Annotated in this window: 19 protein-coding genes and 2 tRNA genes; 10 read left to right on the forward strand and 11 right to left on the reverse strand. The window is 32.1% G+C overall.

All coding sequences use genetic code 11. The features are described 5' to 3' along the window. The first annotated feature begins 27 nt into the window (after positions 1 to 27). The 7 genes from aspA (at position 28) to SHI72_RS13870 (ending at position 14,605) form a co-directional block, all read left to right on the forward strand. Positions 28 to 1,437: an aspartate ammonia-lyase gene (aspA, locus tag SHI72_RS13840; RefSeq protein ID WP_323490307.1), complete on the forward strand. Its 1,410-nt coding sequence runs from the start codon at positions 28 to 30 to the stop codon at positions 1,435 to 1,437. Next, positions 1,434 to 2,768, forward strand: coding sequence for an anaerobic C4-dicarboxylate transporter family protein (locus SHI72_RS13845; RefSeq protein ID WP_039114358.1), 1,335 nt, complete (start codon positions 1,434 to 1,436; stop codon positions 2,766 to 2,768). Before aspA ends, SHI72_RS13845 begins: the two co-directional genes overlap by 4 nt. Positions 2,769 to 3,323: 555 nt before the next feature. Further along, entirely contained in the window at positions 3,324 to 6,254 is a 2,931-nt protein-coding gene (locus SHI72_RS13850) for a triple tyrosine motif-containing protein (RefSeq protein WP_323490308.1), read from the forward strand. A gap of 714 nt (positions 6,255 to 6,968) precedes the next feature. After that, positions 6,969 to 10,298 carry a family 16 glycosylhydrolase gene (locus tag SHI72_RS13855; RefSeq protein ID WP_323490309.1) on the forward strand — a complete coding sequence of 1,110 codons (3,330 nt, stop codon included), beginning with the start codon at positions 6,969 to 6,971 and terminating at the stop codon, positions 10,296 to 10,298. A gap of 264 nt (positions 10,299 to 10,562) precedes the next feature. Then, on the forward strand, positions 10,563 to 12,509 hold the full coding sequence (locus tag SHI72_RS13860) for a beta-1,3-glucanase family protein (protein ID WP_323490310.1): 1,947 nt from the start codon (positions 10,563 to 10,565) through the stop codon (positions 12,507 to 12,509). Positions 12,510 to 12,684: 175 nt separating this feature from the next. Beyond that, positions 12,685 to 14,313 carry a glycosyl hydrolase family 18 protein gene (locus SHI72_RS13865; RefSeq protein WP_323490311.1) on the forward strand — a complete coding sequence of 543 codons (1,629 nt, stop codon included), beginning with the start codon at positions 12,685 to 12,687 and terminating at the stop codon, positions 14,311 to 14,313. 219 nt (positions 14,314 to 14,532) lie between these two features. Further along, positions 14,533 to 14,605 (forward strand) — tRNA-Met (locus SHI72_RS13870). Between the two features lie 311 nt (positions 14,606 to 14,916). On the opposite strand, the gene SHI72_RS13875 is transcribed toward SHI72_RS13870, so the two are convergent. The 6 genes from SHI72_RS13875 to SHI72_RS13895 form a co-directional block, all read right to left on the reverse strand. Further along, positions 14,917 to 15,393 (reverse strand): carboxypeptidase regulatory-like domain-containing protein, encoded by a 477-nt coding sequence (locus SHI72_RS13875; protein ID WP_039118553.1) that lies wholly within the window; start codon positions 15,391 to 15,393, stop codon positions 14,917 to 14,919. Between the two features lie 425 nt (positions 15,394 to 15,818). After that, a complete protein-coding gene (locus SHI72_RS13880; protein ID WP_323490312.1) occupies positions 15,819 to 17,207 on the reverse strand; it encodes a serine hydrolase in 1,389 nt (462 codons plus the stop codon). Between the two features lie 513 nt (positions 17,208 to 17,720). Further along, complete coding sequence (locus SHI72_RS23610) at positions 17,721 to 18,005, reverse strand: immunity 17 family protein (protein WP_416348478.1); 285 nt, start codon at positions 18,003 to 18,005, stop codon at positions 17,721 to 17,723. A 464-nt stretch (positions 18,006 to 18,469) separates the two neighbouring features. Then, positions 18,470 to 18,850, reverse strand: coding sequence for a hypothetical protein (locus SHI72_RS13885; RefSeq protein ID WP_323490313.1), 381 nt, complete (start codon positions 18,848 to 18,850; stop codon positions 18,470 to 18,472). 160 nt (positions 18,851 to 19,010) lie between these two features. After that, a complete protein-coding gene (locus SHI72_RS13890; protein WP_323490314.1) occupies positions 19,011 to 19,601 on the reverse strand; it encodes a hypothetical protein in 591 nt (196 codons plus the stop codon). Positions 19,602 to 19,744: 143 nt separating this feature from the next. Continuing rightward, positions 19,745 to 20,173 (reverse strand): DUF5713 family protein, encoded by a 429-nt coding sequence (locus SHI72_RS13895; protein WP_323490315.1) that lies wholly within the window; start codon positions 20,171 to 20,173, stop codon positions 19,745 to 19,747. A 467-nt stretch (positions 20,174 to 20,640) separates the two neighbouring features. Between SHI72_RS13895 and SHI72_RS13900 the strand changes: the two genes are divergently transcribed. Then, positions 20,641 to 20,713 (forward strand) — tRNA-Met (locus SHI72_RS13900). A gap of 100 nt (positions 20,714 to 20,813) precedes the next feature. Here the strand turns inward: SHI72_RS13900 and SHI72_RS13905 are convergent. Then, complete coding sequence (locus SHI72_RS13905) at positions 20,814 to 21,593, reverse strand: hypothetical protein (protein WP_323490316.1); 780 nt, start codon at positions 21,591 to 21,593, stop codon at positions 20,814 to 20,816. Positions 21,594 to 21,790: 197 nt separating this feature from the next. Here SHI72_RS13905 and SHI72_RS13910 point away from each other — a divergent pair, with 197 nt between their 5' ends. After that, positions 21,791 to 22,036: a GIY-YIG nuclease family protein gene (locus tag SHI72_RS13910; RefSeq protein WP_323490317.1), complete on the forward strand. Its 246-nt coding sequence runs from the start codon at positions 21,791 to 21,793 to the stop codon at positions 22,034 to 22,036. Positions 22,037 to 22,141: 105 nt separating this feature from the next. Beyond that, complete coding sequence (locus tag SHI72_RS13915; RefSeq protein WP_086896159.1) at positions 22,142 to 22,396, forward strand: GIY-YIG nuclease family protein; 255 nt, start codon at positions 22,142 to 22,144, stop codon at positions 22,394 to 22,396. A 155-nt stretch (positions 22,397 to 22,551) separates the two neighbouring features. Here the strand turns inward: SHI72_RS13915 and SHI72_RS13920 are convergent, their stop codons facing one another. The 4 genes from SHI72_RS13920 to SHI72_RS13935 all read right to left on the reverse strand — a co-directional run bounded on the left by SHI72_RS13920 (position 22,552) and on the right by SHI72_RS13935 (position 26,586). Then, positions 22,552 to 23,460, reverse strand: coding sequence for a hypothetical protein (locus SHI72_RS13920; RefSeq protein ID WP_323490318.1), 909 nt, complete (start codon positions 23,458 to 23,460; stop codon positions 22,552 to 22,554). A gap of 88 nt (positions 23,461 to 23,548) precedes the next feature. Then, positions 23,549 to 24,088, reverse strand: a complete 540-nt coding sequence (locus SHI72_RS13925) for a helix-turn-helix domain-containing protein (protein ID WP_323490319.1) — start codon at positions 24,086 to 24,088, stop codon at positions 23,549 to 23,551. A 219-nt stretch (positions 24,089 to 24,307) separates the two neighbouring features. Beyond that, positions 24,308 to 25,975 (reverse strand): DUF6138 family protein, encoded by a 1,668-nt coding sequence (locus tag SHI72_RS13930; RefSeq protein WP_323490320.1) that lies wholly within the window; start codon positions 25,973 to 25,975, stop codon positions 24,308 to 24,310. A 206-nt stretch (positions 25,976 to 26,181) separates the two neighbouring features. Then, complete coding sequence (locus SHI72_RS13935) at positions 26,182 to 26,586, reverse strand: hypothetical protein (protein WP_323490321.1); 405 nt, start codon at positions 26,584 to 26,586, stop codon at positions 26,182 to 26,184. Between the last annotated feature and the right edge of the window lie 177 nt (positions 26,587 to 26,763).

Consider the following 26,763-nt stretch of genomic DNA (forward strand, 5'->3'; position numbering starts at 1 on the left):
TCCTTTAATAATTTAACACATTACATTATGAGCAACTTTCGTACAGAACATGATTTTCTTGGAGAAAAAGAAATACCAAACAATTGTTATTATGGAGTACAGACAGTACGTGCCAAAGAAAATTTTGATATAACAGGAATTCCTATAGGATCAGAACCTTTATTTATTAAGGCTTTTGGTCATGTAAAAAAAGCTGCAGCAATGGCCAATAGAGATCTTGGTGTATTAGATGCAAAAAAGGCTGAAGCTATTATTTATGCTTGTGATAGATTAATTGCAGGAGAATTTGCAGACCAGTTTATAAGTGATCTTATTCAAGGAGGAGCAGGTACATCTACCAATATGAATGCTAATGAGGTAATTGCCAACTTAGGATTGGAATATATGGGACATAAAAAAGGAGAGTATCAATACCTTCATCCTAATAATGACGTAAACCTTTCGCAAAGTACAAATGATGCCTATCCATCGGCTTTTAGAATAGCAATTTATCTTAAAATAGAGTATTTTACAGAAGCTTTAGCGCAACTGCAAGAAGCTTTTTTTCAGAAAGGAAAAGAGTTTGCTAATGTTATTAAAATGGGACGTACGCAATTACAAGATGCTGTACCAATGACATTAGGACAAGAGTTTAATGCTTTTGCAACAACAATAGGCGAAGATGTAATTCGTTTACGCCAATCAGAAAGATTGATTACAGAGGTAAATATGGGAGCAACTGCCATTGGTAGTAAAGTAAATGCTCCAGAAGGTTATCCTGAACTTTGTGTAAAATACCTTGCCGAAGTAAGTGGAGTTCCTGTTACGCTTGCAGGTGATTTATTTGAAGCTACTTACGACCCAAGTGCTTTTGTAGAAGTAAGTGGAACTCTAAAAAGAAGTGCAATTAAATTGAGTAAAGTTTGTAATGACCTTCGTTTATTAAGTAGCGGACCTCGTTGTGGATTTAATGAGATTAACTTGCCAGCGCTTCAGCCAGGGTCTTCGATTATGCCAGGAAAAGTAAATCCGGTTATACCCGAAGTAGTAAACCAAACTTGTTTTTATGTTATTGGTGCCGATTTAACGGTTACTATGGCAGCAGAAGCAGGACAATTGCAATTAAATGTAATGGAGCCAGTAATTGGGTTTGCCTTGTTTACATCATTAGAGTATCTTACTAAAGCTTGTAATACCTTAAAAGATAAATGTATTGTAGGTATCACGGCAAATGCTGAACATGCAAAAGATTTAGTAATGAATAGTATTGGTATTGTTACACAACTTAACCCAATTTTAGGATACGAAGCTTCTTCAAGTATTGCCAAAGAAGCACTTAAAACAGGTAAATCGATACACGATATTGTAGTAAACGAAAGAAAGCTCATTACGCAAGACAAATGGGATGAGATTTATTCGATAGAAAACCTTATTAATCCTAAATTCATCACTTCATGATATTAGTACAGTTCGCTATACTTATGGCCATGATCCTTATAGGGTCAAGACTTAAAGGGATAGGTTTAGGAGTTATGGGAATGATAGGACTGCTTATTTTTGTCTTGTTTTTTCATATGCGCCCTGCTGATCCGCCTATAGCGGTACTTCTTATCATTTTAGCCATTGTAACCACAGCTGCCACATTACAGGCAGCTGGAGGTTTGGATTATTTGGTGAGTATTGCCGAGATGATTATTAGACGTAATCCGAAGTATATAACTTTTATAGCGCCATTTACAGTTTACTTCTTATGTCTATTTGCAGGAACAGCGCATATAGTATATTCACTACTTCCTATTATAGCCGAAGTATCAGCCAAGAAAAGAATACGACCAGAACGACCATTGAGTATATCTGTTATAGCATCTCACATGGCACTTACGGGTAGCCCAATGAGTGCGGCAACGGCTTCATTGGCAGCAATACTAGCTTATTCTACAGCAGTTGTAGATATAATGAAAGTATGTATTCCTGCTTGTATGATAGGTATTATAGCGGGTGTTATTTCGGTATGGAAAAAAGGCAAAGAACTTAATGATGATCCAGAGTTTATCGAAAAAATGAAAGATCCTGAATTTGCTGAGAGTATAAACAAAACATCCGAAACAAATAGAGAGTTAAAACCAGGTGCAAAAACAGCAGTATTTATTTTTGGTAGTGCTATATTACTGATCATATTTTTTGGAGCATTTCCGCAATTTATTCCAAATGTTGGAGAAGGAACTGCAGGATTTGCGGTAGGAGCAGATGGAGCAATTAACCTTACAGGATTAATAATCATGATAACATTATCGGCTTCGGCATTGATAATGATAATTACCAAAACACCTCCAGTGTTGGTAGCAAAAATGAGTTTGTTTACATCAATGGCTACTGCAATTGTTTCAGTTTTAGGTGTAGTATGGATGAGTGCCACTTTTATGGGAGCAAATAATGCTTTAATAGAAAGCACTTTTAGAGATATAACATCAGAGTATCCTTTTACTTTTACCTTTGCCTTGATAATTATGGGAGCATTGACTTTTAGCCAGGCTGCTACAACAAAAATTATGATGCCAATAGGATTGTCTTTAGGAATTGGTCAGCCACATCTTATAGCGATGTTTCCAGCTGTAAATGCCGACTTTATATTACCGGGTTATCCTACATTAGTCGCTGCCATGGATTTTGATCGTACCGGCACAACTCGTATAGGGAAATATGTAGTTAATCATAGTTTTATGCTTCCCGGACTTGTTACCATTGCTGTAACTATCGCTTCAGGTTTTTTATTAAGCATGTTTTTATAGTACTTAATTAATGATTTGTTTTTCTTGTTTCATTATGCAAGAAAAGCAAATCATTACTAATTTTAAACCTATAAAGTTTCGATTAAGAATTTAAAATTAGCAAAAGATTTTTTTCACGCAGATAGTACAGATTAGAGCAGATTTTTTAGCAAATGAATCTGCATACATTAGCTTAAATCTTTTGAAATCTGCGTGAAAGAATACTTACACCTTTTTAATGTTGAGTCTACCTATGTGTCAAAACTAATTACAACGAACAGATTAATTTTGAGTATTGTGGAATCTTTTTTTTACTTGAAGTATTACTGCTACCATTACTACAGGAAGCTGCTGCTAAAATTCAAATTAGCAATCTATTACATCCTTACTACAAAATATTTTTTTATATATTTGATTTTATATATTCGTTTTTAATTAATTCGAAATACTAATTTTTAGTGCTTTTTGAATAATACTAAAAACGTTTTTTTTGTTTAAAAGAATTTCTTGCCCCAGAAGTTTTTTTAGGATTGTCGCCGTAAAAAGCACCAAAAATAACCTACTGTATAAAACAAAATGATCAAATTTAGAATTAGATTTTTATGTACCTCTATTTTATTTGTAACCTTCGTACTTAACGCTCAAATTAAGAAAATAGGTGTTCCTTTTATAACAAATTATAGCCCTAAAACCTATAAAGCAGCTTCTGAGAATTGGGATGTTTTACAAGACTCTCAAGGAATGATGTATTTTGCCAATCATTTTGGTTTATTACAATTTGATGGAGTAAGATGGGGGATAATTATGCAGCCAGAAAACAAGAGTATGGTTCGCTCCCTCGCGATAGATAAAAACGATAAAATTTTTATAGGTGCTCAAGGCGATTTTGGGTTTGTAACCAAACAGCCAAATGGTCAATACGATTATACATCTTTAGTTAAATTACTTCCAGTTTCATCCAGAAATTTTAGTGATGTATGGCATACTATTGTTTATAATGATGAAGTAATTTTTTTCTCGTACGAAGTTCTTTTTATTTATAAGAATAATAAAATTCAAGTTATAAAAGCCACTACGAGTTTTGATGAGTTTTTTAAAATTAACACTAATCTTTATGTATTAGATAATAAGAAAGGATTACTTAAAGTAAAAGATGATCAATTGATTTCTATTGATGGCGGTTCGAAATTTGCAGGAATGAAAATCCTGAAGCTATTCGGAACCGAAAATAACCTAACAGTATTAACTCAAAAAGACGGCTTTTTTATTTATAAGAATAGCCAATTAAAACCTTTAAAAACCGAAGCAGATTATCTTTTAAAACAAAATCAGGTTTCTGTTGGTATTCTTCTTCCAGATGGATATTATGCTATTGGAACACGAGAAAACGGACTCATTATTATTGATAAAAACGGACGCTTAATTCAGCATATCAATAAGCAAATGGGGCTGCAAAATGAGTATGTTACCAATCTTAAACTTGATGCAGCAGGTAATTTGTGGGTAACACTTAAAGATGGGATTGCGCTTATTCAAATTTCATCGCCATTATCAAGAATTCTGGATACCACAAACTTCGAAACCAAAATATATTGCAGTCAGATTTATCAAAACAAGTTATATATAGGAACGGATAATGGACTGTTTTGGTTGGATTGGGAGAAATACAGACTTGGACAACACGGAAATATACATTTTCAGCGTGTAGCAGGAATGTCTGAAACGGTATGGAATATTGGTGTTTTTGATAATGTACTTTTGGCTTTCGAAAAAAACGGAATATTCGAGATAAACGGAAGTGCAGCAAAATTAGTTGCAAAAACAGATGGAGCATGGCAAGGTGTAGTTATGCCAAATCATCCCGATTTGTTACTAGTTGGAGGATATTCGGGATTATATTTATTAAAAAAGGTAAATCAATCTTGGGTATATCAGTTTAAAATTAAAGGCTTTAAAGAAAGTAGCAGAGTAATTACAATTGATAAAGAAGATAATATTTGGATAGCACATGGATACAAGGGAATCTTTAAAATAAGATTGAATAATACGTTTGATAGTATTGCAAGCATGCATTTTTATGACAAGAAAGACGGTTTTCCGTCGAGTATATTTTTGAATACCGTCAAGCTAAATAATCAAATCCTTTTTGGTACTACAAAAGGGGTTTACAAACAAGATTCTTATACAAAACGAATGATTCCCGATGCTGTTTTTAAAAAGTATTTGGGTATGAATAATCACATCAGATTGCTTAAATCCGACAATAAGAATGCGATTTGGTATGTTTCGGGAGATAATACAGGAAGAATCGATAAAAAAAAGGATGGAGGTTTTTCTATAGATGAATTACCTTTTAGAAAATTGAGGTATTTATATATTCCTGGTTTCGAAAACATACAAACTACTCAAGAGGGAGATGTATTTTTTGGCACTCAAGACGGATTGATTCATTATAATAGTATTAAAAATAAAAGTTATGGTTTAAAATACAAAGCAGTTATATCCGAAGTAAAAAGTATTTTTCCAAAAGACAGTCTATTATATTCAAGCAGATACGATGTTCTTTCGACAAAGGAAACAACTACAAATGATAAATTTTATCCAGTTTTGCCTTATTCTAAAAATGCACTTCATTTTTCGTTTGCTGCGCTTTGGTATGACGATGCCGATGGCACAAAATATGAATATTGGCTAGAAGGTTTTGAACCAAAATGGTCTGATTGGGGACCACAAACAGAAAAAGAATACACTAATTTACCCGAAAACGAATACACTTTTCATGTAAGAGCCAAGAATATATATGATGTAGTAAGCGAAGAAGCTGTTTTTAAATTCGAAATTCTGCCGCCTTGGTACAGAACGAGTTGGGCTTACATCACGTATTTATTCCTTTTTGGAACTCTAATCTATGTTATTATTAAATATCAAAAAAAATTAGCAGAACGTAAGCGCCAACAATTAATTTTAAATCAGGAAAAAGAACTATTGCTAAACCAAGCAGCATTTAATGAGCAAAAACTGTTATTAGAACAAGAAAACATGAATGTGATTCGTGAAAACTTAGAAGCTACAATTAATCTTAAGAATGCCAAAGTAGCTTCAAATACAGTCAATTTGATACATCTTAATGAAATTTTATTATCTATAAAGGAACTTATTAATCAAATTGATAAAAGGAATGATTCCGCTATAAATTTGGGTTTCTTAACCAAAATCAATCGAATAATTGATCATGAATTGCAAGGAGATAAACATTGGAATGAGTTTGAGGAAATTTTCAATCAGCTACACGATAATTTTATCCAACGTTTAAAAGCAAGTTATCCCGAATTAACGCCCCGCGATATGCGATTGTGTGCTTATTTGCGTATGAATTTCAATACCAAAGAAATAGCACCACTTTTAGGCATCTCGGTTAGAGGGGTAGAAGATACCAGATATCGTATCCGTAAGAAACTCCAACTTTCATCTGAGGCAAATATTACGGAGTTTATACTCAACTTTTAAAGCTTAACCGCAATCTTAAATTGTCTATAAATGAACACGGATAGGGACGCGGATGATACGGATTTACAAAAGTAAAGACGCGGATTAAAAACAGATTTTTAAAAATAATAGATAGAAAATCCGTTTAATCCGTGTTCCTTTTTGCCACAGATTAAAGGATTAAACAGATTCTAATTCTCTGCGAACTTTGCGTAACCCCTTGTGTCCTTTGCGGTTAATTTTGCCACAGATTAAAAGATTTAACAGATTTTAATTCTTTGCGAACTTTGCGTAAAAGCTTTGTGCCCTTTGCGGTTAATTTTCGCCACAGATTATACTAATTGCACTAATTTTTAAAACTTTGCGCTCTTTGCGTAACCCCTTGTGTCCTTTGCGGTTAATTTTGCCACAGATTAAACTGATTTTAAAATTAATGGCAGTCAATGAATGGTTTAATCCCCAAGAAAACCTCATTTATTTTACTGTATTGATAAGTTTTTGTAGTGTTTGTTTTTTTAGCACCGTAGTCAAACCGTACTTACGAATGTGAGTTTATAGTGGTTTGTTTGTTAATATTGTGAGTTATTAATAAAAAAAGAATCTATTTTTTATAGATAGTTCTTTTTGAGTTTAACAATTTTTAACCCCAAAAAACAAAAAACTATGAAACAAAAAAACTTTTTTTTCGGCCAACCACCGAAGAACAACCTACAATTTTTAAAAAAGCTTATTCTGATGACATTCTTAGTAATGTCACCTTTTATTAAATTACATTCTCAATGTAATACACTCGTTTGGGCAGATGAGTTTAATGGTACTACAATCGATGGTAGTAAATGGCAAAGTATTACAGGTAACGGTTGTCCATCACTTTGTGGTTTTGGTAATGCCGAAGCACAAAGGTATAATCCAAATCAGGCAACGATAGTAAAAGAGGGCACAAATAGCTACTTAAATATCGAAGCTAAATATGAGCCAAACTCACAATTTCCTGATCAGCCATATACCTCTGCAAAGCTCACTACAGAAGGGAAATATTCTTTAAAATATGGAAGAATTGAAGCGCGTATGAAACTATCTTCGGGCGTGGGTGCATGGCCAGCTTTCTGGATGTTGCCAGAGGGAGCAACTGGAACATGGCCTTTTACAGGTGAAATAGACATTATGGAAGCCAAACATAAAAGTCCAAAATCGGTAGATGGAACATTACATTACGATGCAGGCGGATATCATTATACAGGTAGAAGTTATACATCTCCAACCGATTTATCTACAGACTTTCACGTTTATGCTGTAGAGTGGGGACCAAATAGTATAAAATGGTTTATAGATGGGAATTTATTTCATACTGCAAGTCCTAATACTACTGTAAATGGTGGATGGCCATTTAATGATAATAAATTTTATATCATTTTAAATTTAGCAGTCGGGAGTTTAGGAACGCCTTATACAAGTGTAAATGGGGCAGGAGTAGCACCTAATCCAGCTGATTTTCCTGCAAAACTATTAGTAGATTATGTACGAGTTTATGATGGTAGTTTTGCCAATGGAGTAATTGGAGCTGCAAAAGTATATGCCAATGCAACCAATAAAACATATTCTGTAAACGCTATTGCAGGAGCAAATTATAATTGGACAGTTCCATCTGGAGCAACAATTACTTCAGGACAAGGAACCAATGCAATTAATGTAAATTGGGGAGCAACTGGAGGAGATGTTTCGGTATTGGCAACAGTAAATGGATGCGATAATAAAACATATAAAATAGCTGTAACTACAGAACCGCCTTTGCCTGTTGAGAAAATACATGAAGATTTTCAGTCTAACAGAAATATTGTTTATCTAAATAAAACAGGAGTTTTAACCGAGGCAGTTGCAAATCCGTCGGCTACAGGCGTAAACACATCTGCACTTGTTGGGAAATATGTTCGTAATGCTTCAGAGATATATGATGTATTAAATATAAAAAACATAACAATTACCAATGCCAATGATTATGAGTATGGCAGAAAAAGACTTTCATTTGATATTTATACCTCTGCACCAGTGGGGACAAAAATATCAATGCAATTAGAAAATAGTTTGGTAACAACAGCTATTAATTATCCTTCAGGAAGACATAGTGGTTATAAAGCTACTACAACTGTACAAAATAAATGGGAAACGATAGAATTTGAATTTGAAAAAGTAATAGATGCCAATACAAGTGCTTTGTCTATTAACAATGTAGTATTCTTATTTGAGTCTAACTCTAATTCTGGAGCGACATATTATTTTGATAATTTACTCACAAAAGCCGCACCCGAAAAACCAATTATTGCGACCGATATTTTACAAAATTATGACGGTATCAATAAGATTATAAAAGGGACTACAACAGGAACATATTCGGTAGTTGCTAATCCTGGTACAAATTCGGTTAATGCTTCTGCAAATGTGGCAAAGTATGTTCGTAATGTAACCGAACAATATGATGTGTTGTTTTTTAATACACAAAATAGTATCGAAGATGCTGGTTTGTTAAAAAACCAGACGAATAAAATAATGATTGATGTTTACACATCAGCACCAGTTGGAACAGTTGTTAGTTTGAATCTGGAAAATAGTCTAACATCACTTCCTGCAAATTTTCCAACAGGAAGAAACAGTAGTTATGTAGCAATGACTACTAAACAGAATCAATGGGAAACACTTACCTTTTATTATAATTCAAGCCCCGATGAAGGAACATCAAACTTGGCTATAAACCAAATGGTAATCTTGGTTAATTCAGGTTCTTATACAAGCGACACGTATTATTTTGATAATATAAGAATTGGTTCTACTAAACTACCAGATACTTTTACACCTGGAGTAGTTTATGAAGATTATCAAACCATACATAATATTACTTTTAGAGATGCTATTGGAACCTATACTCCAAATACGGTTAATCCTAGTGTAAGCGGAATAAATACGTCATCATCAGTTGGTAAATATGTTAGAAAATCAACTGAATTATATGATAACTTTTCGTTTACCACAACTTTAAACAATATTGGAGATTTTAAAAAAGGAACTAAAAAGTTTGCAATAGATGTTTACACTTCTGCACCAGTAGGATCTGTTATTTCTTGGCAAGCAGAAAGTAGTGCATCAATCCCCTCTAATTTTCCTGTAGGAAGACATAGTGTATATCAGGCGGTTGTAAAACAAACCAATACTTGGCACACGCTAGTATTTACATATGCAAGTGCGCCAGATGCATCTACATTAGATAATGAGGTAAATCGTTTTGTGTTTTTATTCGAGCCAGGAACGAGTTCAGGAAACACCTATTATTTTGATAATATCCGAAGTGTAAATTTGGTTACAACAGATGTTCCAAATAACGATGTTAATTTGGCTTTAGCTAAACCAACTTTAGCTTCAAGCGAAGAAAATACAACTTTTTCTTCTGCGAAAGCGACAGATGGAGATGTGGGTACAAGATGGTCAAGTAGTTTTGCAAATACAAGCGAATGGGTTTATGTAGATCTACAAAATAATTACAACATTAATCGTGTTGTTCTTAAATGGGAAGCTGCCTACGCGACACAATATAAAGTGCAAATTTCTGCAGATAATGTTTTTACCGAAAATGAAACTGTAAACACACAAACTGCTAGTGATGGAGGTACAGATGATTTAGTAGTAAGCGGAACAGGAAGATACATCCGAATTTTATGTACATCCAAAGCGTTGACTCCTTATGGTTATTCATTGTTTGAGATAGAAGCTTATGGATCAGCTTCGACAGCAAAAATGTCGGCAGTTGTAACAAATGAAATTCCCGAAGAAGAAACTACAGGTTTAAATATATATCCAAACCCTGCTAGTAGTTATATCCAAGTTTCATCATCTGGAAAATTAGATAATAAAATGATTACCGTTTATGATTTATCTGGTAATCCTGTGTTACAGAATAAGGTTGATGCTAAAGCAAATGAAAGCGTTATTGATATAAGCAGACTTTCTAAAGGGATTTATATTCTAAACTTTACATCAGATCAAAAATCCTGGACTAAAAAAATCATTAAAGAATAATTAAAACTTGTTGGTTGTAATAAGCTTAAATAATTACAACCAACATTTAATTCAATGTCATTAAGTTAAGCTTTTGAACTATAATTTTTCTCGAAAAGACGTCAAGTCGCAAAAAAAATCAAGCCTAAACTTTGCGACTTGGCGTCTTTGCGAGAGATTTATTCGGCAAAACATTACAGTTGTTTTCTTAACTTAATGATATTGCATTCACGCCTACTAACTTTTGAATATATACTATTACTAACCCCAAAAAAAACTTTAAACATGAGGAACTTTAAATTAAAAAAAATCCCTTTTATTACAGTATTGCTATTTATGCTGCTATCTAATTTTATGTACGGACAAGGGCCGATACCGTTTACAATAAGCAATACATCTACATTTAATGACAATGAATTGTACGTAGCAATTGTAGGTATTGATTATACAACAGGCAATCACGTTTGGGTAAATGCAAAAACTAGTCAGGTATTACCAATGAGTTCTTCATACAATACCGTTACAGGGCCTACTATTGGCGGAAATACAGGACCGGGACAAAACTCAAAATACGCTAATTGTTTTACCAAATTGAGTGAAATTCCGAATAAAACATTTACGTTGCCACAAATTGCAGGTTGCAGGGTTTTTATAGCCAAAGGACAACAGTTGTATTTCTACTTTTTTGGAGCCAATGGAGCACCGTCTGGATATACATCGCCAAATCCGTTAAACGTAACAGATCCTAATCAAGGTATTTTATACGAAATTATTGAACTTACCAATAATCAATATGGATTTTTTGGTAATCCATCTAGAGTAGATTCGTATAAATACCCAATGGGACTTGAATTATTTGGAGCCAATGGATACCAAAAAAGAGTAGGGGAATTAAAAAAACATGCCGACATAGTTGCAGCATTTAAAGCCAATGTGCCATCACAATTTCAGGGTTGTGTTAATGATGCAACGGGTGAAATTACTGCGCCATCTAAAACTCCAGCTTTCGCAGATGGAACAGGAGGGACTACCGTTGGCGCTCAAGCCAATTATTTAAAACCCTATATTGATGCCATCTGGAATAAATATAAAACAGAAGATTTAATATTTTATGCAGGAGATGCAGGTGTTTTTAAAGGCAGAGTAATAGGCGAACAACTAGAAATGGTTGGGCAATCTGGAGGATTTATAGGACGTACAGGAAGAGTGCAATATCGACCATCAACTCAAGAAGCACTTGAAGGTAAAGGAGTCTTAGACAGAAGACTTGTAGATGGTGATTTGGATCTTGTAATTCAGGCACAATTAACAGCAGCAATTAACAGACATGTAGTAAATGTGACTACTCCAAATCCTGGACAACAAAATTGGTATGATGCATCAAAATTCTACCAAGTTAACCCAACCAATCATTATTCTAAATTTTGGCATTTGCCAGGTATAAGTGTTGATAATCTGGCTTACGGATTTGCTTATGATGATGTTGCTGATCAATCACCGTCACTTCATACTACACAACCTACTAAAGTAATTGCTGTTTTTGGAGGATATGGAGGATCAACACCTACAACGCCATCTTCGATTTTAATTCAAGCCGAAAACTATTCATCCATGAGCGGAATTCAAGTAGAAGCTACCACAGATACCGATGGAGGTTCGAATGTTGGATATACAGATACAGGAGATTGGATGGCTTATAATAATAATATCAATTTTCCAACGACTGGAGCATATTTAATAGAATACAGAGTTGCGAGCGCTGTAAATGGTGCAAAAATATCTTCGGATTTAAATGCAGGAACGATTCCCTTAGGAAATGTTACTATCCCGAACACAGGAGGCTGGCAAAACTGGCAAACGGTATCACAAACTGTAAACGTAAATGCAGGTACTTATAATTTTGGAATCTACATTCAGAGTAGTGGAGTAAACATCAATTGGATTAAAATAACTAAAACAGGAGCAACAGCAAGAGTAGCTTCAATAGACACAAAAACCGAAGAACCGAGTTCGTTAATTATTTATCCAAGCCCAGTAGAAAATACACTTTTTTATACAACAGATCTAGCAGGAGGAGATGTTAGTATTATTGATTCTCAAACAGGTACTGCAGTTTCTGGACAAAAATCAACAGATAATAGTATAAATGTTTCGCATTTAAAATCAGGAATTTATTTGATTATCTTTGAGAAAGACGGTAAAAAAATTGTCAAACGTTTTATAAAAAAATAGTTTCAGAGAAATTATTTTAACCTTATAAGTGATATAAGTAAGTATTAGAGTTATAAATCAGCGTAAGCTTAAATGAACTTGCATCACTTATATGGTTAATTTTTAGTGTAAATTTATGTAACCTACTATATAAATTAATTTATTTCAAATCCTACTAATTTTAAAAACAAGCCCTATGAAAAACAATTACAAAACAATGCGATCAAGATGTATAATCATTTTGATGTTGGGAGTTTTCAATTTGTCAATTGCCCAGAAAAAAGTAATAGCTTACATCCCTAACTGGATTGATCTTAATGCATTTTCAAGTAGCGTACAATACAGTAAATTAACCCACATTAACATTGCATTCGAAAATCCAGATGCCAATGGATATTTATCTTTTAATTCAGGAAGTAATACAATTATACAAGCAGCACATGCCCAAAATGTGAAAGTTTTTGTATCTCTTGGTGGAGGTTCCGTATCTGAAGGTGGTGCAATTCGCGACAATTATTTTAATCTGATTAAGAGTGCCAACAGGACTGCATTTATTCAAAAAATATATGATTATGTAGTTGCCCATAATTTTGATGGTGTCGACATGGATTTGGAAGGCCCAGCGATTAATAGTGATTACGGAGGATTTGTAATTGCTCTTGCAGCCAAATTACATGCAAATGGTAAGTTAATCACTGCAGCACTTTCTGAAGGATATGGAGGAGCAAATGTGCCATCATCTACATTCGCCGCTTTTGACTGGATTAATATTATGGCTTATGATGCTACTGGTCCTTGGGCTCCGGGAAGTCCGGGACAACATTCTCCATATAGTATGGCTGTAAACCAGTTTAATTATTGGACAGGCAGAGGATTACCAGCAAGCAAAGCTATAATTGGTCTTCCGTTTTACGGATACGGTTTTGGAAGTTATGCAAATCAGGGAATTTCATACGCTAATATTGTAAATACGTATCCTGGTGCAGAAAATACGGATCAAGTTGCCAGCACAATTTACTATAATGGAATTCCAACAATTAAGCAAAAAACGACATTTGCGATTCAAAATGCGGGTGGAGTTATGATTTGGGAATTATCTCAAGATGCAGTTGGTTCTAAATCATTGTTAACCGCCATTGATCAAGTAGTAAATGCGGGGCAACCACCAGTGGGTTCTGTTTTAATTCAAGCAGAAAATTACTCATCGATGAATGGAGTTCAAACAGAAGCTACAACAGATACAGGGGGAGGATTAAATGTGGGGTATGCCGATACAGGAGATTGGATGGCATATTCTAACATTAACTTCCCAACATCAGGTTCATACGTAATTGAATATAGAGTTGCAAGTGCTGTAAATGGTGCCAGAATATCTTCGGATTTAAATGCAGGTACAATTCAGTTAGGAGCCGTTAACATTCCAAATACGGGAGGCTGGCAAAATTGGCAAACTGTATCTCAAACGGTAAATGTAAATGCAGGAACTTATAATTTTGGAATCTACATTCAGAATAGTGGAGTAAATATCAATTGGATTAAAATCACTAAAACAGGATCAACTGCAAAAGCTGTTTCTTTAAATTCAGAAATAGAAGAAACGGATTCTTTAATAGTATATCCCAATCCAGTAGAGAATACGCTTTTCTTTAGAACAGATGTAACTGGTATTAATGTTAGTATTGTAGATTCTCAAACTGGAGCTGCGATTTCAGGACAAAAGATTATTAATAATAGTCTTGACGTGTCAAGTTTAAAAGCGGGAGTATATCTGATTGTTTTGGATAAAGATGGTACAAAAACAGTAAAACGCTTTATAAAAAAATAGCATTTTACTATTCCTCACAATTAAAAAGCCTGATTCTACATAGAATCAGGCTTTAGTTTTATAAACTGAACTTCTATTTTTTTGAGATTAAAGCCCTAAGTTTGTTGACTTACAGTAAATTAAGTAGTGTACTTAGTTTAATACTTAATTTTATTTAAAAATAATTCATTTTTTCCATTGTATAACCGTAAAGACTACGTATCTTTGCACCCGAAACAACGCGGGATAGAGCAGTAGGCAGCTCGTCGGGCTCATAACCCGAAGGTCACAGGTTCGAGTCCTGTTCCCGCTACTATTTTAAAGTAAAAGCCTGAGAAATCTAGATTTCTCAGGCTTTTTTGTGGTTCGAAAAATCTTGTTTAATTTCAAAAAAAATACAAACTATTAGTGTTTTCAAGGAAAATTGGTTCGAATCCCGTTAGGCTATGTAGAGTGGGATTGTGCATAACGTCTTGGTACGACAGCGCATTTGGGACTAAATTAAGTCCATTCTTCGGATTTGCCAAATCATCCCAAATACAAAACCATTTTTCAATTAAGCCAATTGCCCAAATCCGTTGTAGTAGCTGTTAGGCTGTTAGCCATTGTTTTTATTTTTCAATTCTATTTTGGGTTTCTGCTTTCTTTTTTACTTTTCAAAGTAATAATTGGCTTAAATAATACTTTTTCACAAGCGTAACAATTTTCAATTCTGTATTGTTCAAACTCGTCAAACTTTGTTTTATAAAATTCATAACCACTTTTTTCAATTTCGAATTCCGCATAACAGTAACCAATCGGCAAATCTAATGGAGTATGAAACCAATCTATTCTTGATTTTTCATAAAACTTAAAGCTTCCATTTCCGTCCGTTTTGACACTTTCAGTTCTTAAATCTCTTGATTCATTCGAACCAATTTCCTCATTTATGTAATACTCTTTTTCAATTCTGTAAACTGTTGCATTAATAACAGGCTTATTATTTTCGTCAATTACCTTTCCTTCAATATTTGCCTCATAAATTACTTTCTGAGGATGAATGAAAATTCCAATTATTAAAATTAGAAGAATTAAAAAGAAAATTTTGGTTGATTTTTTCATTTTTCTTGTAGTTCAGGTAAAATAACAGCTAACGTCAGTCTGTGAATAAACTAAAAATGATCCTCTGAGAATTGGCTGCACGAAATTTTTCTCCGACAGGTATCCAAATAGTTTCTCTTTTTGACTTAGTTTTTTCACAGCCTGACGTTCTGGTACTACAGCGGGTTTGGGACTAAATTAAGTCCTTTCTTCGGATTTGCCAAATATCCCAAATACAAAACCAACTTTCCATTTAGCCAATTGCCCAAATCCTTTGTAGTAGCTACTCAGCTGTGCGAAGTCTCCCGACTTCGTACCCGTTCCAATATTCTATATTGATTGTTACTAGTTTTGTAGACTTCTCTTTGTCGATTCTCTTTACGGGTGCGGAGTCAGGAGACATTCGCACAGCGTTTAATAAGAACTCTTCGAAGAACAGGACAGTTTTATTTCGTTCGTTTTGCTTCTATCTTCTTTCCATTCTGTAATAAAAATAAATTTGAAATTTCTCCTTTTTCGCTCTTTTCAAACTGAATTTGTGCATCTACTACTTTGTAGAAAAATAACATTTCACTTTCTACAAATATCGGGAAGACCTTTTGTCCTGTCAATTGTGAAAATAATTGGTCTTTATCTAATGAAATTTTGATTTCAAAATCTTTTTCAACTGCATAAGTCCCAACAAACTTTTGAAGTTCTTCAGTAGTAATACTAATTTCTTTTCTGATTTTTTGCACAGGCAATGGTTTATTATATAGAATATTTCTAATTGCTTTAGAAGGAATTGAAACGTTGTTATGATTTTGAAGTATTATTATTGTTTTATCATTTGTAATATGTCTATCGATAAAAGTTACATAACCTGGCCAACCCCCATCATGGTTTGCAATTTTTCCAAAATCAGCATTTTCTTCAATTCCCCAACCAAAACCATAATTCCTTTTAGCTCCGTCTTTCAAAGTTGCTAATTCAAAAATTGATTCCATTCCCTCTTTTGTGAGTAATTTATTGGTATATAATGTTCTATCCCAAATCAATAAATCCTTTACAGTTGAATTAACTGAGCCATCTCCAACAACACCATCAAGCCAAATAACAATTTTAGTTTCTTTTAATTCGTCTGGTAAAACATATTTTTTCAAACTATCTGAGTAAACATAACCAAAAGCATAATTGTCAATTTTCTTTGGCGATAATCTACGATTGTTAACAAAGGTATTTTTCATTTTCAACGGTTGGAAAATAGCTGTTTTTAGATAGTCAGCGTATGTCAAACCCGATGCTTTCTCAATTATTGATGCCAATAGTGCATAGCCCGTGTTGCTATATTCCCATTTAGTATTTGGCTCAAATAATATTTTTGGTTGATGCTTACTAAATATATTAATTATGTCTTTGTTAGTGGCAATTTTAGATTTGTCAAATAAACTATCCATAAGCTGCATATAGTCTGGTAGACCTCCAGTATGATTTAATAAGTTTCTTACAGTTATACCTTTATAAAAAGAAAGTTCGGGTAAGTATTTTTTGATGTCATCGTCCAAATTCAACTTCCCTTTTTCTTTAAGTATCATTATCCCCATAGCTGTGAACTGCTTTGAACAAGATGCCAATTCAAAAATCGAATTTTCGTTCAATTTATCTTTTGTTGTTTCGTTTGCAAGTCCAAAACTACGGCTATAAATAACTTTCCCTTTTTCTGCAATTAGAAAATTTCCATTGATTTTCTCTTTTGAATAAAGAGAATTGAGTAAACTGTCAATTTTTTGAATTCTGTCTTGTCCAAATGTAAGATGTGCAATTAAAAGAAGTCCGATTGTAATTGTTAATTTCATTTTTTATTTCTTGTTAATTAATGTAGGTGAGATGTTTCGCAAAATTGCCACCAACTTATTTATATGTGTGACAAAACCACACAAAGCCCCCAAATTTGGTAGATATGTGTGATAAATTTCACACTATATTTATTTTCAAATATATATTTTTTTTTCACTACAATTTTCAAAAGGCTTTTTAATTTGAGTGATGCTTTTTGGCATTTATATGAGTGGTAAAACAAACAACAAGCTAAAAAAAATTAAGATACGCATGCTAAAATACTGTAATAAGCCAAGATAATATGGTTAGATAATTGAATGCTTCCAACTACTAAGACAAAGCTTCAGAGAAATCTGGAGCTTTTTTTTATACAGTAATTTTTTCGTCTGTCATCCTGAGCGAAGTCAGGAGACATTCGCACAGCTTTCCATGAGAACTCTTCGGGGAGTAGGGTAAAATAAATATGTAAACTTATTTTAGGACGAGACAAACGTTTGAGGCACGAATTGCAAATCCGTGCTATCGGGTATTCAAAATGATTTATAATAAAAAAATATAATCAAACATATTATAGTTACAGTTGCTGATAGTATTGTAATATAAAGTCTCACTAATTTTTCACCAAAAATATTTATCCAAAAGAACATTCCTCTTTCATAATAATTTCCATTTTTATTTATAATCCAATCCCATTTTCTAATACTCCCTATAAAAAATAAAAGTGAAATAGCAGAAATAGACAGATAAAAATATTCTGGGTTTTGTTTTATGAAATTTGAGAATATGTTACTATATTTTGTTAAGTATTCATCCATTTTTTTATAATTATTTTTGTCAGGCAAGTGGTCGTGAAAGCATGACGCATAACGTCTCAGTACTACTGAGGATTTGATAGTAAATTTAGTCCTATTTTTTTGCTTTGCAAATCATTCCAAGTACAAAATCAACTTTCCAGTAAGCCAATTGCCCCAATCCGTTGTAGTAACTATTAGCAACTGTTTTTTATTTTTCAGATGTTTCGTTTATGTTGTACAATTCTGGCGTTGCGCTAACTCTTGACAAAAAATGAATAGTTCCAGTTGTTTTGAACTTCTTTGTAGCCAGCACAATTCCACAAATTAGCCCGATTATTGAAATTTTAATTCCTAAAATTAATCCGGCTAAATTTTAAATATTATAATAAACAATGCATCCAATTTCCAAACCTAACAAAGTTGGCGAAATCACAATTTTAAACCAACCAATCAATTCCGTTATTTTCTCAAGTATTTTGAACATTTTATTTTTCCTTTTCAAGAACCATTTCTAATTCTAGTTTAGCTCCCAAACCCTCTGATTCACAAATAACGCTTTCATTTCCAACTTTAATTATTTTGACATTTATTTTTTGTCCCACAATTGAATGATTTTCGGAATCATTAAATTTTGTGTAAGTTAAAATATATTCACAAGCTGATACCCAATTTATTGAAGCTCGGAGTTCAATTTTATTTACTTTGTCAGTTTCTATTTGTTCAGTTTCATTTCGCAATATCTTCCAATTTTTGTAAATAGGATTGGTATATGTGAATTTACCCACTTTATAATCAGAACATTTTTTTTCTTGTGAATAAGTATTGAGATTAATGAGAAGGATTATTAACAAAATTGTTTCTTTCATATAAGGTTTTTAAAATAGTTACTAACGTTCTGCTAATACAGAGGCTTTGGGACTAAATTAAGCCCATTATCTAATTTGCTAAATCATTCCAAAATACAAAGCCAACTTTCGATTAAGCCGATTGTTCAAATTCGCTCTAGTAGCTGTTAGCAGCCATTTTTTATTCTATTATTGGACAATTAATTTGATAAGGTTCTTTTGGGAAACCATATAATATCATCTTTTGTTTGTCAACATATTTTATTGGAATTAGTTTATCAAGATAATTGTCTGTATAAAGTGAAAGAAATAGCGTTTTATTTAGTTTTTCAAGTACAATTTTACTTCCTTCTTTATTCAAACGTTTGTCTATTTCTTGTACAACTGGTGAGTCCAAAATCTCGTTGAATCTAAGATTCATTTTTTCTCCATTCCAATTAAACTCAAACTTTAAATTCTGAATTTCAGTTTCTGTTAATTCAGTTTCTGTTGCGTTTAGTTTTTCGTAATCGTTTTCGAATATACAATCTTCAGTTATAGATTCTTCATCGCTTAAAATTTTATGAATTTTTCCTTTTTTAAAAAATCTAATTCGATTTTGATTTATAAATTTATGTTCTGTTTCACTTAATTTTTCATTTCTGTTTTTTATTAGACAAATATCATTGATTTTTTCAACAACAAAAAAATCAATGATATCTTCATCAATCTGAATAATCTCCGAGTTTCCGTAATGATCTGGAGTTTTTATAAAAAGCCAATATTCTTTCATATGCAATTCTGTTAAATAGCTGGTAATGTTCTAGGGCCAAAGCGGGTTTTGAAATTTAGCCCTATTCTCGGATTTACCAAATACAAAACCAACTTTCCATTAATCTAATTGCCTAAATCCGTAGTTGTAGCTGTTAGCGTTTTTTACCATTCTCTGGGAGCAATCAGTTCTTCTACATCAGCATTGAATCTATATGCTTTAGCTATAAAGTCAAAGTCTGCCCCAATCGATTCTCTAGCACCAGTTTCAATCTCGCTGTTTTGCTCAAAGAATTCGTTTTGTAAATCATTTATTTTTATAGTCGCTGTATGTGTTAACTTATAAAGATTGTCAAGATTTTTCGGTGATGTTTTTTCAATATCAATGCATAGTTCAATAAGAATTGTTTTCACTTTGTCAACAAGAAATTTTGGGAAATATGAATCAGCATACATATCTTTTAAATAAGCATAATTTTTCATTTTCTCGTTTTTTAAATTTTCTTGGTTTACTATTGCGTTTTGATTTTTCAATTGCTGACCATTACAAGAAAACAAAATCAGAGAAATTATTACAATAATATGTCTTTTCATTTTTATAAAATTAGTACTAACTTATTTATATGTGTGACAAAACCACACAGAGCCATCCAAATTTAGGTAGATATGTGTGATAAATTTTACACATTATCTATTTTCAAATATATCTTTTTTTTTACTATAAATTATTAAATAGACTTTTAATTTGATTGATGCTTTTTGGCACTTATATGAGTAGCTATACAAACAAAAAGTAAAATATAATTAAGATGTACATGCTAAAATACTGGAATAATCTAAGATAATCTGGTTAGATATTTGAATGCTTCCCGTACTAAAAAAAGCTTCAGATTTATTTGAAACTTTTTTTATGCAGTAAAGTATCTTGAAGTTTAATAAGTAAACTTATTCCAGGACGAGACAAACGTTTATGCATATGGTTGCAAATCAGTGCTATCGGGTATAATTCATTTTTTTCATTGTATAACCGTAAAGACTACGTATCTTTGCACCCGAAACAACGCGGGATAGAGCAGTAGGCAGCTCGTCGGGCTCATAACCCGAAGGTCACAGGTTCGAGTCCTGTTCCCGCTACTAACACAAAGCTTCAGAGAAATCTGGAGCTTTTTTTATGCAAAATTTAATTAGTTTTACTTAATTGTAATTATCAGATTTAACAGCAGATGAGAGTTTTCTATGGAATTTCTTCAAATGAAAGTGCCTCTTCAAATGAAATTTCAATCGTCTTAAAAATATCTTCTACATTAACAGTACTTTTAATTTTTTCAATAACTTCTTCTGTCTTTCTACTCTGCTTATTGTTGGGTAAAATTTCAGCGTAGTAATCAATTTCATTATGCCATTCTTGCACAAATTTCAGTTCTTTTAAATTCGTAATTTTGCTAAAAATTTGATGGTTATTTTCGTTTCTAACATTTGAAAGCATTCTTTTAATCCCATCTTTTCTAGCACTTTCAATATCATTATAAAGGTGTTTTATTTGTCCCTTCATTCCCAAACAAATATTTGTAAAATCCCACTCAGTTTTTTTTATTTCAATTATTTCACTCTCGCTCCAGAATGTTGCATTAAGTTCATTTATGAAAAAAGTATCATTAACTTTTTTAATTAGTGAATAAAAAGGAAAAGGAAAAAGTTTCGATAATTCCAAGATCTGTTTGTCTGTTGCGTTTGCAGGTAACCAAAACTCAGTTTTGAAATCTAATTGAAATTCTTGTTTAAAAAAAGCAGATACCTTTTCAATTAGTTCAACATCTTTATCATAATTATTATTTGAAAAAACATAATCTTTAATAAGAGGATTGATATTCCTCAAAAAATTAATGCTTAGTTTTTCAATTAAAATTTCAGCCTCAGAAACAGAAGAACATTTATCTATTATTTCTCCGAATCCACCATACTTGTATGCATCGCCATCCCAAAACAAGTATGATTTTCGTATTATTATTTCCATAATTAGTTGTTTGCTTTTCTATATCCTCTTCTGATGATTTTATTTTTCTTCAAGCTAATATAGAAAATAATTTTTAATACAATTTATGCACATAAAATTTCAAAAAAATCATTTATAAACTGGTTAGATATTTGAACGCTTCCCGGTACTAAGACAAAGCTTCAGAGAAATCTGGAGCTTTTTTTATGCTTTTTATCATGGAGGAATTTGTTTTTTATATTTTATATTCAGAAAAGTTTAATAAAAATTATACTGGTTATACTTCTAATTTAATTGAAAGATTTAAATCCCACAATTTTCTTGAAACAAAAGGATATACTATAAAATTCAGACCTTGGGAAGTAATATTTTATAGTTCTAAATCCGAAGCTATGAAAAGAGAAAAATATCTAAAATCCGGAATTGGAAGGGAGTTTATTAAAAATCTAATTTCTAAATTATAACTCCGTTGGGCTCATATCCGCCGCGGCGGACACAGGTTCGAGTCCTGTTCCCGCTACTAAGACAAAGCTTCAGAGAAATCTGGAGCTTTTTTTATGCTTTTTATTATGGAGGAATTTGTTGTTTATATTTTATATTCAGAAAAGTTTAATAAAAATTATACTGGTTATACTTCTAATTTAATTGAAAGATTTAAATCCCACAATTTTCTTGAAACAAAAGGATATACTATAAAATTCAGACCTTGGGAAGTAATTCATGTTGAATTTTTTAGTTCTAAATCCGAAGCTATGAAAAGAGAAAAATATCTAAAATCCGGAATTGGAAGGGAGTTTATTAAAAATCTAATTTCTAAATTATAACTCCGTTGAGCTTATATCCGCCGCGGCGGACACAGGTTCGAGTCCTGTTCCCGCTACTAAGACAAAGCTTCAGAGAAATCTGGAGCTTTTTTATTTTAATCCTTTTGTCAACACCTCGTCGCGTTCAAGAGCGGGACTCGTGTGCCAGTATTTTTTTATTCGATTCCCATTTTGTTTTGTGTACAATCAATGTACAAACTATTGTTTAAAAATATTTTGTTTCCGAGTAATCCTGTCATGCCAGAAAACTTCATTATTAAGTATTGGGCTTGCGAAAATCCCTTAACATAAGTAACATTATTTAAAGGTATCTCGTGGTTGGGGAATTGAATTTTTTGGTTGCAGTTTGCTGTGTACGCAGTTAAAACTTTATCCCACGATTGTGATTTTTCTATATTTATTTTTGAGTTAGGTAATTTCAAGTTTTCCCATACTTCTTTGTCAGTTAATAATTCATAGGCACTTGTGCCGGAATCAAATAAAAAATTCTCCTCTTTCTTTTTTAATAAACCTCTAACGATTATTTTTCTTTTTTTGAATTTAAAATCAAACAATTTAGTTTGAAATTGAGATGGCGTTTTTGATAGATTTAAAGCAATATAATTTTCTTTAAAATTGATGATTGTTTTTCTATTTTCTAAAATATCTGCACCAATAGTCCCAATTATTTTTATGGAATCATTATCATCATTTCCGAAATCATAAATTTTAAATTTATCTGAAGTAATTTTTGTTTTCCCAATATAGAAAGAAGTTTTTGCAAGTTTTTTATTTACGGAGATCTGGCTGATTTTTTTTATTGAATTTGAATAAAATATGGTATAAGGCGAACCCGTGTCAAATTGCAAATAATAAGTTATTGTTTCATTCGAAAAATGTAAAGGAAGCAACAAAACATTTTTTTCTGTACCCAACCATGTAAATGGAATAAAACCACTTTCATTGTCTACTGTCAAATAATTTTTTTCTGGAGTGAATTTTTGATCAAAATAAATATAGCCTACAAGTGCAGCTAAAATCAAAACGACCAAAATGGTCAAGACAATTTTCTTTAAAACTTTCATTAGATTATTTTTTTACAAATTTCTGTTTTACAAAACAATTTCTTTGCAAAAGGAATACGCCAATTTTACGTCAATCTACTGACAAAGTTTATAAGTAATTAATTTTTAGATTTTTATGTAAGTCGTTTTTTGTGTTTAAACTTATACCATTTACAATAACTACCAATAATTTCAGACAAATAATTAATAATAATGGAAATATAAAAAGTGGAAAATGCAATGATAATCCTTTTTGAATGAATGGGCTTGCTATTTGTGAAATAGCAAGCGTAACTGTAATTAGAATTTGAAGACTTACTATATTTTTTCCAAGCTCTTTGTTTTTGGTATCTTTTGTTTTGTAGGTTAAAATTAATGGGAATATAACTCCTCCAAAAGGTATCAGAAGGCCAAATAAACTAGAAAAATTAATCAATTTTGCTCTGTCAAGTTTTACAATTTCTTTCGAAGGAATTAGTTTTTCAGGTTGAGTTTCGAAGACATTTGCAAGTGTCCTCAATGTAAATCCTTTTGGAATGTTTCCTGCTTCAATCCTTTGAATTGTCCTTAGCGAAAGTCCACTTTTTTCGGCAAGTTCAGTTTGGGTTAAGTTTTTTTCTTCTCTTAAAAATTGAACTATTGATTTCATTTTCGTTTTATTTGCGGTTCTGGTGAACGTTCTGCTAAGGTTCTGAAGCTACAGCAGGTTTGGGACTAAATTAAGTTTTTTTTTTAGTTAAACACAAATCTGCGCTATCAATGTCTTTAGTACAAAAGTTTAATAGAATTCCTGCTTTTGAGCCTTGTACAAATACTTCATAGAAGTACTTCAGACACCATATTACCAAACCGATGTTTGCTGTAGTAGCTATTTCTTGAGTTGTTCAAGCAACAATTCTTTTAATTGTGAATCAAGTTTTAGGATTGTTTTTGTATAATCTCTTCCCCAAATAGAATAAATAATCTCTTCAACCTCATAACTTTCGAGTTTTTCCAACTCGTTAATTAAAAGTTCTAAATTTGGTTCTTTATTCATCAATGTTGCAAGGTTTTTATAAGTCATTTCAAACTGTGCAGAGAGGATACCTTCACAAATCAGAACGATTGATTTTTTAGTAACTTCATATTTGTCAATTAGGTTATTAATAAAGTATTTATGAACCATTTGATGTTCATCGTCCAATATTTCAAAATATTTATGAACTAATGGAAAATATTTTTCGGAAGTCAATCCCAACCCAAATACAGCATAACTTCCAGGCAAACAGCTTTTTTCGCCTTCTTCTACGTCATTATACCATTCGAATTCTTTCATAGCAACCAATGCATATTGCTCGATTTTATCGTGTAGTTCGGGATATTGCAAACAATTGGAAAAAAATCTGTTGGTAGAAGATTTTGCAATTCCTTTAATTGGTAAAAATTGTTTTTCAGATTTTGAAGAAAATTTAATAGAATAACTGTTAGGAAACCCTTTTTGAAGTAGATTGATTATAAAATCTAAAGCCTTTTGGTAGCATTCTGAAGTTTCGTTTTTGATAGTAACGGAAATTGTAGAAAAAACATCATTGGCTTTACATTCTATATTTTTGTCTTTATAATGAATATCTTCTTGGGCAAATAGTCCTGTGCCGAAATTAAGATATTTTTTTGCAGTTTCAGAACCGAAATCCTTGCTTGCTATTTCTAAATCTTTCAGCGCGTCTTGAGTATAATCTTTAAATTTAATCCTCAAAAAGGAAGTGTAAACCCAAAGTGAAAGTTGTTCGGCGTTTACATTTTCTTTTTTAAAATCATTTTTGATTGTATTTTTTTCAGAGAAATTTCCAGAAATATCGAAATGCAATGGTTTAAATTCGTCTTTTACCCAGTTGTTGAGCATATGCAAAATACTTCGTTCGAAATCTTCGCTTGATTTTCTGTTTTTAATGTCTTTGAAAGTGTGATTTAAACAGTGTTCTATTATTTCAATAAGCTTCATTGGTGAAAACCCCATCAAATTAAAATTTACTAGGTTGCCCGAAAACACAGTTATTTCTCTTACATCCTTAACTTTTCTATCGAGATTGTAAATAACTTTTGTGATATAATTGTTCATCCGTTTCTGAAGCTCTAATTTTCGTTCTTCATCTTCAATGAAAAATGTTTCCTTGTATGAACCGTTTTTATATTCAAATTCCAAAATTACCTTAATACAATACCTAAACATTGGCTGATTGGCTTTGTCAAAAAAGAAATCAGAAATTTGTTGTTTCAGAATAGGAATTACATTGTCAATAAGATTCTCTTTCGGCAGATTATCGATGGGTTCTGAAATTTCGAGTTTAAAGTAAGGAGTTTTGTCCCAATCAAAATCGTATATAAACAGTCCTATCTTCTGTCCTTTGAATTGAATTTTGAGATAATCGTGATAGCCTTCCTGAATTTCACATTCAGAATATGCGGTTTCTCCGATATGATTTTTTAAGTCATTTTTTGTTACTTCGACAATACCTTTCATCATATTGTCGATAATTATTTTTTCGATTGTATTCATTTCTGTTTTTGTAGAGTTTTCTTTTGATGTTGCAATGCTGTGCTATTGCAGCTAACGTTCCAGTGCTTGGCGAGGTAAAGGACTAAATCAAGCTCATTATTTGGATTTGTCACCCGAGCGATAGCGAACAGGTGAAGCAAATCATCCCAAATACAAAACCGATTTCCATTAAGCCAATTGCTTAAATCTGTTATATGTAGTTGTGGCTATTCTAACGGCCAATTTTTTTCCAATCCTTCAAAACTTATTTGCTTTTCTTGCTCTTCAGTAATATTGTATTTCTTAGTGACTTCAGTTTTATATTTTTTCATTAATTCGTCTGACTGAATTTCAATTAAATGATACTCTTTCTTTAATTGTGTTTTATCAAGTTTTAAATTTAAAACACTATCCTGTTTTGCTCTTTGGAATGCGTTAGCTTTGTCTTCTGCGCTTACAGTTTCCTTGAATAATTCTTTTCTTTTATCTTCTGACAAACCAAATTTTTCTTCTGATTTTGATTTTTCTACTTGAGTATTTTTGACCGTCTTTTTTTCATTACAACTAATGAAAGTTAAACTTATTAAGGTAACTGAAATTGAAATATTTAATCGCTTTCTAATATTTTTCATCTTTTTTGTTTTTTCGTGTTGATTAAACCTGTTATTTTTTTAAGAATTATATATAACGTTCTGATGTTTAGTGGTTTTTAGGTTGAATTAAGCTCTGTTTTTGGATTTTTAAAATCATTTCAAGTACAAAACCATCTTTAAATTTAGCCTAAAACTCTAATATTGACCATTATTTTT

Origin of the sequence: Flavobacterium sp. PL02, assembly GCF_035013205.1 — a bacterium.
Taxonomy (GTDB): Bacteria; Bacteroidota; Bacteroidia; order Flavobacteriales; family Flavobacteriaceae; genus Flavobacterium.